The organism is Microcoleus sp. BM001215392 (genome assembly GCF_036700185.1).
GTDB lineage: Bacteria > Cyanobacteriota > Cyanobacteriia > Cyanobacteriales > Microcoleaceae > Microcoleus.
In genome coordinates this window covers 1-9,275 of the sequence record NZ_JAUBOJ010000102.1, presented here as the reverse complement: position 1 = coordinate 9,275, position 9,275 = coordinate 1, and the positions used below count along the sequence as shown (strand labels likewise).

The window sequence follows — 9,275 nt, the reverse complement described above, 5'->3', positions numbered from 1 at the left end:
GAGTTTGTCCTAATTCTGTTTCTAACTTCAGGACTTTTGTTAAAGCTTCTTGAAATTGCGATTCTTGACCGGCAAGCTGTGCCTGAGTTTGTCCTAATTCTGTTTCTAACTTCAGGACTTTTGTTAAAGCTTCTTGAAAATTCGATTCTTGACCTGCAAGTTGTACTTGAGTTTCTCCTAGTTTTGCCTCCAATCCCAACACTTTTGCCTGGGCTTGGTGAAATTCTTCTTGCCACTGTTTGAGTTCGGAATTGCTGGTTTTTTGCTGTTTTTCCAGCAAGCGAATTTTTAGCCAATCTTCAAAAGGCCCGACAGAAGATGCGGGAAAATGAATAATTTTATCGCTGACCAAATTCGATTCGCTGCTGAGATTGCCAGCTTGGGTTTCCAAAACTTGATAGAGTTCTAAGGCTTCGGGAAAATATTGTTCTATTAAACTGGGTCTGTGACTTTTGACAATATCGTTTACTAATAAAGATTCTTCAAAATTGTCGCCAGGTATCGCACCTAAGTTAACGTTAAATTTGTCGTTGACTCGATCGATAAAAAGTTCGGGAGTGTTACCGATCGGGTAAACGTTGGCCAGCAGACAGCGATCGGGAAAATGTTCGGACAATTCTAAGACTTTTTGGTTGTAGTGAATCCACATTTTTACTGCCATTTGCGGATTTTGCAGCAAGCTGACATCGGTTCCCCGGCGGTACAGCGAATCGACTACTTCCCAGGGCGATCGATAAACGCAGATAAAATTGGCTTCGGGGAGCAAATTCAGCCAAAAATCCCAAAACAAGGCGGTTCGCGGGTCTTTCCAGCCCCAATGCTTGTGAGGAAGTTGATTTTGCTCGATCGCCCGTTTGGCAATTTTCACATCTGACGCTGCTACCGGAATCGTTTTTTCAAACGTACAGCCGAGTTCATCTATGCCGTGCGATCGTAAAACACGCTTGTGAAACTCCACAAAATCAACATTCTCGAAATGACCTTTCACATTTCCATCGGCCGGGCCCACCAACTTTTTGCCAATATCAACCCCGACTTTCTGAAACAAAGAAGCCGTTAAAGACGTACCGGAACGGTGCATTCCAGTAACTATAAAAACCGACGGTTTGCTGTCATTTATACTCACAATTTCTCTCCCTCGCCCTAATTCCCACAGTTTTTTTTACTCGTTACACTATTTACCCAAATAACTGCAACTCCCGACAATCAGTCCATCATTTCTCCCAATCTCAACTCACCTTAAAAAAATAAATTTGGCTTATTCTCCTGCTAAGCCTAGCGAACGCCTGACTTGAAACCACGCGCTTCTAATCTTCCAAAACTTGCTGCTTTCCATTGCCAAAACACGAATTTGCGATTTGTTTAATTCTTGCTTGACATCACTTAGCTGATTTTGAGTTTGTTCCAACTGCATTTGAGCTGAAATTAACTGATTTTGAGTTTGCTCTAACTGGCTTTGAGTTGAAATTAACTGATTTTGAGTTTCTTGCAATTTGTTTTGTGATTCTTCCAACTTACTGTCTGCAATCATTAACTTGTTTTCACTTAGCTCCAATTTTGTTTGAGCCTCTGCTAACTTCGTCTCAATTAATTTGAGTTTTGTCTGAGTAGAACCCAACAAATACTGCGATTCCCTTTCACCTAGGAGGGATTCGACAGTGCAATTTTCCACAATCCATTCCCAGCCGAAGTTATTGATGGCTTTGACTGTCAGCACATCCTGCGCGCCCACACTATTTTTGGGTAAAAAACAGTTCCACCCAGACTGCAAAGCGATCTCATTTTCAAAATGTCCTGCCACATCCGGGCGATCGTAAAAAGGCTCGCATCTCTGTACTAACTGCCCGTTTACCAGCACTTGCACCTCCTCAATCTTACCGCCAACATTTAGATCCGTCGCCCATCCTTCCAGATACAAATTCTCGTTATTTGTAAAAGCCGCAACATCAATATATCCTTCCGGGTGGTGCTTGAATTTCAACTCCGAAAAATCTCTAGCTACCTCATTTGTAACCAGATACAAATCCTGAAACCTGCAAATACCTTTTTCGATGCGGTGAACAAAAGCTTTGCCGCCGCTAACCTGCGCCACCTTGTCTCGGACAAACTTTTGGGTTACATAAGTAGTGCCGTATTCCTCCTTATCCAAAGACTGACTTTCGCTGAGGGGACTAAATAAAATACCGTTAGCCGGCATTTCTACATGGGCAGCCCGCAAACACTCATCGTGAACGCTGAACATCAAAATGCCCTGAGGAGTCAACAAATCGTACAAATTTTGCAGCCAACTGGTAAAAGTTTTTTCCGGCATATGGCTGAAAAAAGAATTAGCCAGAATGCAGTCAAATTTTCGCTCTATTAAATAATTTTCTGGTTTCCCAGTCGAGACAATACCGTTGACGCCGAAGTATTCAGTTTGAAACTTGACCGCGTTAGCATAAATATCGGAAACCCAAATTCGTTCCGGCTCAATTTCCTGGATCAAAAACCGCGTAAATCGCCCGTAACCGCAGGCAAAATCTAGAAAAGACGGTACCTTGTCAAAACTGCCAAAATGCCAAGCCACAACTTGTTTAACGGTATCCAGGATGCGACGGCCTAGGGAATAATAGCGCACCAAAGCCCGATCGCGATCGTCCTTAACATTGCTCAGAGCAAACAAATACATTTCATCGTCTTCGCAGATATTCTGTTTAAAATCTTCGGGAAACTTAGCTTGTTCTCGAATAATGGTTTTGATTACCGGATTTCCAACTAAATTAAAATCAATCTCGCTCATTATTTTCACTAAATTTTAGATAACTTCGGTTGACGCCTCTTGCACCATAGCTTCCGAATTAACAACAGTTAAACACGGTTCTATCAGCAAGTCAACGATGCCGTTACCGCAGGACTCTGTACAAGATTGAACTCTAAACATCGCCACATCAACGCAGCGGTCAATATAAGTTAAATCCCCATCTACCGTTCCCACTACCCCTGCATTCAAAAAATAAACTCCCGGATTCAGCAAACATTTAAAGTGAAACTTCACGACAATTGTCGTTCCCGCTTCCACATACCTAACTGACTGACTCGAAGCCTTCAAAGATGCACCCGCCAGCTCAAAACCGCTGATCGTTTTAATCAACATTCCAAACCTAACTTTAGAAGTTGAGCGCGAGAACGTGACAGAGTAAGTGTAAATATAATCTTGACGCCCGAGCAAGTGATTTACCACCTTTCCTTTCAGCGTCTCGATGCGGGGGTTGATAATTTCCGCTCCGCGAGACGGATACCTCACCGTATTCGACGGTATCATTCCCGGATCGTAAAATTCATCGTAATATTCCTTAGGTTTAGAGAAATGTTGCTCGGGTTTAGGTTCCGTCTCGGTGCTTTCTAAATTAGGATCGTCAAGCTTTTCTTCGCTTTCTTGCTTTGTCAGTTGGTTGAGAGCTCGAATATCCGACTTCAACCCCAGAACCAGATCCGGATCGGCATAAATCAGCTTTTGATACTTAGAAATTACTACCTTTGGCGTATGAGCCAGCAGCAATTCACCGCTATCCATTAAAATCGCCGAGGTACAAAGTTGTACCACAGAAGTAGCAGCGTGAGAAACAAATAAAATCGTGCCACCGCCTTCCTGAATGCTTTGCAAGCGAGCAAAACACTTGCGCTGAAAAGCTTCATCGCCCACCGAAAGCGCCTCGTCAACCACCAAAATATCTGGCTCGACGCTCGTCGCCACGGCGAAAGCCAACCTGACAAACATACCGCTAGAATAAGTTTTGACCGGCTGGTCGATAAAATCTCCAATATCGGCAAAACTAGCTATTTCGTCAAACTTTTCTGCTGTTTCTTTTTGATTGAATCCCAGTATCTGAGCGTTGAAAAATACATTTTGCCGTCCGGTAAATTCTGGGTTGAACCCGCTTCCGAGTTCTAACAAAGCCGAGACTCGCCCTTTCACCTCGACGCTACCAGCGGTAGGCGTCAGGGTTCCCACAATTATTTGCAAAAGAGTGCTTTTTCCCGAACCGTTGCGGCCGACGATTCCCAGAGTTTGTCCCTGAGGAATTTCGAGATTGATGTCGTGCAAGGCCCAAAATTCCTCAGCGAGTTTTTTGCTGGGATAAATAATTTCCTTTAAGCGGTCTCCTGGTCGATCGTACCGCTTAAAGCATTTGGAAACATTTTTTAGTGAAATTACATTTTCTGTCATCCGATTTTAGATTTGAGATTTGAGATTTTAGATTGATATTATGTCCGCGAGGACAAAAAATAGGTTTGAGCGTTCCGAATGCGATTCGTGAGATTTTTCTGAGGACTTTAGTCCAAACAATCAAACCTTGATTGGGATTTGAGATGGGAGATTTACTTTCAATCTCAAACTAATTTACAGCACGTCAGCAAAAGCTGGACGCAAACGCCGGTAAACCGCAAAACCTCCACAAAATATAGCAGCAGAAATCAGCGTGGCGACACCCCATTCGCCCCAGTGCTTGACTTCTCCCAGCAGTATCAAATCTCGGTAAATCTCCGAGATGGCCGCCATTGGATTCAACCAAAATATCCATACTCGCCATTCTTCCGGGATGATCGATGCTGGATAGACGATCGGCGTCAGATAAAACCAAAAATTTAGAATAACACCTAATGTCTGGGGAATGTCTCGCAAAAACACCGTCAAGCCCGCCGTCAAATATCCTAAGCCGGCTGTAATCAATAACTGAGGCACCCAAACCAGAGGTAGCAAAAGTAAAGTAGCGTTGAGCTTTTGCGTTGACACTGCTACGATCGCAATCAAAGCTGCTAAACCGATAGAACTTTCAATAAAAGCTGTAAAAATCGGCACTAGCGGCAGCAAACCGAGGGGAAATACCACTTTTTTCACTAAATTCGGCTGCCCTACCACCGATACTCCCGACTTGATCAAACCGCTGGTGAACGCACTCCAAGGTAGCAAACCTGCAAACAGCCAGACTCCAAATGTAATGTCGCTATTTTCGGGGAAACCTGCCAGTTTCAGTTTTACCTTGAGGACGATCGAGAATACGTATGTGTAAATCACCAATTGCGATAGCTGATTCAGCAGCGGCCACAAATTGCCCAGAATCGAGCCTTTGTATTGAGCTTCTAAGTCCCGCCGCACCAATGTTAGCAGCAGATTGACCTTTGCCCACCGCTGGCTGCTTGCCGTTGGTCTGCCGCTGGCTGTTCGGGCTTTTTGGGCAACTCCTTTCACCGTTCTCTGCAATTTTTTCGCCCTCGTTCACTACCATCACACCTAAATCAACTCCAGCTACAATCGTGCAGCTTTTGTTAAACCGCAATTATTCCACAGCCCCGCCGCTTTGATCAAGCATCTGTCACCCGGCAGCGGAAATTGCCGGTTAGTTATTTTAGCCGATCGCCGAGCCCACTGCCGAACCGATCGCTCGTCTTTGCTCCTCGTCGTAGCCCCAGCGCCGAAAAAATGCCTCGTACTCGCCGCTAGCATTCTCCAAACTTGCTAGCATTTGCGACGCTATAGTTTGACAGGCAGGCATTTGCAGGATTTTAATTAAATTGCGCGATCGCTCCTGCACTTTAGCAGAACTCCCAGCCATTTCCTGATTTTGATGCCGCGAATGATGCACGACCATAGCTGCGGACATCGCCACATTTTTTACCAGCAGTTCTGCTACGATCTCAGGAGCCGATCGCAGAGCCTCGATCACTCCCGGTGACGGCCTGTCTGCCACGGGCGAATCGTCCGTCAGATAGGTGACAAAAAAACCCCTAGCACCGTTCTGTGTTTTCACCAGAGATGTCACAGCTTGTTCGATCTCGGCCTCTAAAAGTCGTGAACCGCAGCTATCCCCTAGGGAATCGGCCTGAATCAGCGACAGTAAATATCTCGTTTGCTCGATCGCCCCCTCAAAAGTTATGCTTTCCGATGCTAATAAAGAAGATGGGATACTCATAACGAACTCAATAATTGTTAAGATTCTGCTCATAATTGTAAACAATCTGGCGTTGCGCGATCGCAAATAAATATGGCAATTATCTCCTCCAAACAACAGCCCCCCGAGCCAAATCTACCCGAAGACATAGCCCCAGCCCCCCGCAAAAAAGCCGTCAAACCCCAGACTCCATCCTTGCTGGAATCGCAAGAACTACCCGACGAAATCAACAATAAACAAGAAGACAAAATCCGCCCCCAGCGGTTAGCTGAATACATCGGGCAAAAAGACTTGCGAGAAGTTTTGGCGATCGCAATTGCAGCAGCCAAATCCCGCGGCGAACCGATGGATCACCTGTTACTCTACGGCCCGCCGGGATTGGGCAAAACCACAATGTCGCTAATTCTAGCGGCTGAAATGGAAGTAGAATGCAAAATCACCACCGCCCCCGCCCTAGAAAAACCGCGAGATATTGTCGGATTGCTGGTGGGCCTCAAAGCAGGCGACGTACTGTTTATCGACGAAATTCACCGATTATCTAAAGTTACCGAAGAAATCCTCTATCCAGCGATGGAAGACTGCCGCTTAGATATTACGATCGGTCAAGGAAAAAGCGCCAAAATCCGCAGCATTCCCCTAAAACCCTTTACCTTAGTAGGCGCAACCACCAAAGTTGGCTCACTGACATCTCCACTGCGCGATCGCTTCGGCTTAATCCAAAGACTGCGATACTACGAAATAGACGAACTCAGTTTAATTGTCCAAAGAACCGCCCAAGTTCTCGACACTAAAATTACCCCAGAAGGAGCCGAAGAAATAGCCCGTCGCGCTCGCGGAACACCCCGGATTGCTAACCGCTTGCTGCGCCGAGTCAGAGACTACAGCGAAGTCAAAAATTTAAAGCCAATCACCGCCGAAGTTGCCTCCGTCGCCCTCGAATTATTTAACGTCGATCCGCTAGGTTTGGATTGGACAGATCGGTCTCTTTTGACAGCAATGATCGAAAACTTTAACGGCGGCCCGGTAGGTTTAGAAACTCTCGCAGCATCCACCGGAGAAGACACTCAAACAATTGAGGACGTGTACGAACCTTATTTAATGCAAATCGGATTTTTGCAGCGGACAAGTCGGGGCAGAATTGCCACAGCGGCTGCTTGGAAACATTTAGGTTTTGTCTCGCCTAAATTATTGTAGGCTGCGTTAGATGGAGCGTGCTTAAATAATTGCGATCGAATATTCGTAGGGTGCGTCGCTAAGAGAAAATTCCCTGCTTAAATATCGATAATCTGACAGATCCGCACCTGACAAACAGCGCTACAGTGCATCAGGAAAGGCAATTCTCACTCATCACTGAAAATTCTATTCGCTCCGACTATTTATTCCGGGCGTGCGTCAGTTGCGATACCATTTCTCAAACGTCTTGCCACACAAGAAATCTTGAGTTTGTTTGCTCAACTATTTGGTCTGCTGCGTCTAATCACTAGAAATCGGGATATTGGAGTAAAATGGAGTGACTCTATATATTAAGGTCGCTAAGCGTGATGTATCTGTCCCCAGCTCAAGCACAAGAAAAATACGGCTACCACCCTAAGACATTAGCAGATTGGAACGAATCGAAGTGCATTGGAGTATCATTGTAAAATGCTAAAACGCCAAAAAGGATATTCAATTGCGACCAAATCAGTCAAAGCGAAGTTAATTCGCTCAAAGTTTGATATGCAAGAAACTAAAGATGCTTACAACGAAGTAGTGCATTTTTATTTCCTGTTAATTACTGAAAATCCTCAAGGTGTTACCATTCCAGTTCAATCTAATGGAGGCTGGCGATTCTACGAATTACTAACCGCTGGTCATCAATTTGTGAGCGGTTTCCCTTCCCCGCTAAAAAGAGCGGCAATCCGACAAGCCATCGGTGCTTACGAAAGTTGGAATTCAACCTATCAAAAATGGTTGAATCGTTCCAAGCGAAGGTCGCACCACAAACCTCCTGTTCACCCTAGAGCGTTCCGGTTCAACCCGCAGTACGATTCAGGGATGTGGAAAGAAGATGATGGTTTCTCAATTGTCTTGAAAATGCGAGTAGGTGATTCATGGAAGTGGGTCAAACATCAATACCAATGTCCTACCGTCCCGACGGAATGGGTAAAAGGCTCTCCTAGAATTCAAGTACAAAACGGTTCTTTATCGATCGTTTTTCCACTAGAAAAGTATGTTACTGCAACGGGAGGTATCAAGGGAATCATGTCTAAAAACGCATTTAGAACGTGCGGAATTGACATGGATTTAGACAAGTATATTGTTATTGCAACTGTTCTGGAAACCAACGACAGAGGCGAAACGACTGAGATCGCTAGACACTTTATCAACCAGTCGCGTCACGTAGCTCGTAGGAAGCGGGATTTAGGGCAAGTTGCGATTAAGATGGGGCAAACCAAAATAGTGAGTCGTGGTTTTGCTAAATCAAAATGGGACTCGATAACGGCTAGAGAAATTGACTTTTCTAGGACTGTTTCAAGGGAACTTGTTGAGTTTGCAAAGCACTGGAAAGTAGATGTGATTAGCTTTGAACACCTAGGTAATCTTCGACCGAAAAAAGGCAAATTCTCGCTGGCGTCAAATCAAAAACGCGCTTACTGGTTGAAAGGGAAGGTTTTTGAACAAGTCAAACGTATTGCGTATCAAGATTATGCAATTCTCACAACTCGCGTCTGCCCTAAAGATACAAGTCGCATTACGCCTTGGAATCAGGCGCTTTGGAGGGGGGCTAAATTCCCTGACAGCCTACTTGAGTTCGATAGCTATCAACCTGGGGCTGCATTAGTGGCAACTCCTGATGGGTATAAGGCTCATTCTGGATTAAATGCCGCTCGAAACGTAGGACTCAAAGCAATCAAGCGCAACCTACCAGAGGCGGAGCTCAATCTTAAAAGCCTTGAGTAGTAATACTTAAGGTGTGCAATCAAACTAGAACGGTGTTAGCGACTACCACTTTGATTGTACCAGGCCAGGGTAAACTGCCTAAAAATTCCTACCTTACTACGCTCTATTTGGTTGGGACTAGCTCCCGTAAGCTGAAGGACGCGACGGAGCGAGGAGTTGCAAAAGTGAACTATGATTGGAATGTCGTGTTTTGCTCCGACTTACTCCATTTATGGGTTACTCACTGTGAGATTGTCTGTCTAATTTAGGGTTTGTCAATGGCAACGCACCCTACTGCCACTGACTATGAGGGCGGTAGCAAGAGGCGATCGGTGAGTTCAAAAATGTGGGACGTTAGCTACACTAGACTGAGAGGGTGTTTGAAAAGTCAAAGGTTGTGCTCTTTAATACCCGATCCCCCTAAAT

At 45.1% G+C, this 9,275-nt stretch carries 7 protein-coding genes; 2 read left to right on the top strand and 5 right to left on the bottom strand.

Annotation, left to right across the window (positions count from 1 at the left end; translation table 11 throughout):
• From QT974_RS13490 to QT974_RS13470, 5 genes are all read right to left on the bottom strand, one after another.
• The coding region (locus tag QT974_RS13490) for a sulfotransferase (RefSeq protein ID WP_442933176.1) at positions 1-1,126 on the bottom strand (1,126 nt) is incomplete at its 3' end.
• A 132-nt stretch (positions 1,127-1,258) separates the two neighbouring features.
• Positions 1,259-2,779 carry a methyltransferase gene (locus tag QT974_RS13485; RefSeq protein WP_333468983.1) on the bottom strand — a complete coding sequence of 507 codons (1,521 nt, stop codon included), beginning with the start codon at positions 2,777-2,779 and terminating at the stop codon, positions 1,259-1,261.
• Positions 2,780-2,794: 15 nt separating this feature from the next.
• Positions 2,795-4,207 carry an ABC transporter ATP-binding protein gene (locus QT974_RS13480; protein WP_333468982.1) on the bottom strand — a complete coding sequence of 471 codons (1,413 nt, stop codon included), beginning with the start codon at positions 4,205-4,207 and terminating at the stop codon, positions 2,795-2,797.
• Positions 4,208-4,381: 174 nt separating this feature from the next.
• Positions 4,382-5,230, bottom strand: a complete 849-nt coding sequence (locus tag QT974_RS13475; protein WP_442933177.1) for an ABC transporter permease — start codon at positions 5,228-5,230, stop codon at positions 4,382-4,384.
• A 157-nt stretch (positions 5,231-5,387) separates the two neighbouring features.
• The gene (locus QT974_RS13470; protein ID WP_333468981.1) at positions 5,388-5,951 is read right to left on the bottom strand and encodes a hypothetical protein; all 564 of its coding nucleotides are present in this window, start codon (positions 5,949-5,951) and stop codon (positions 5,388-5,390) included.
• 72 nt (positions 5,952-6,023) lie between these two features.
• Between QT974_RS13470 and ruvB the strand changes: the two genes are divergently transcribed.
• Positions 6,024-7,124, top strand: coding sequence for a Holliday junction branch migration DNA helicase RuvB (gene ruvB / locus QT974_RS13465; RefSeq protein ID WP_333468980.1), 1,101 nt, complete (start codon positions 6,024-6,026; stop codon positions 7,122-7,124).
• Positions 7,125-7,571: 447 nt separating this feature from the next.
• The gene (locus QT974_RS13460) at positions 7,572-8,870 is read left to right on the top strand and encodes a hypothetical protein (RefSeq protein ID WP_333468979.1); all 1,299 of its coding nucleotides are present in this window, start codon (positions 7,572-7,574) and stop codon (positions 8,868-8,870) included.
• The last annotated feature ends 405 nt before the right edge of the window (positions 8,871-9,275 follow it).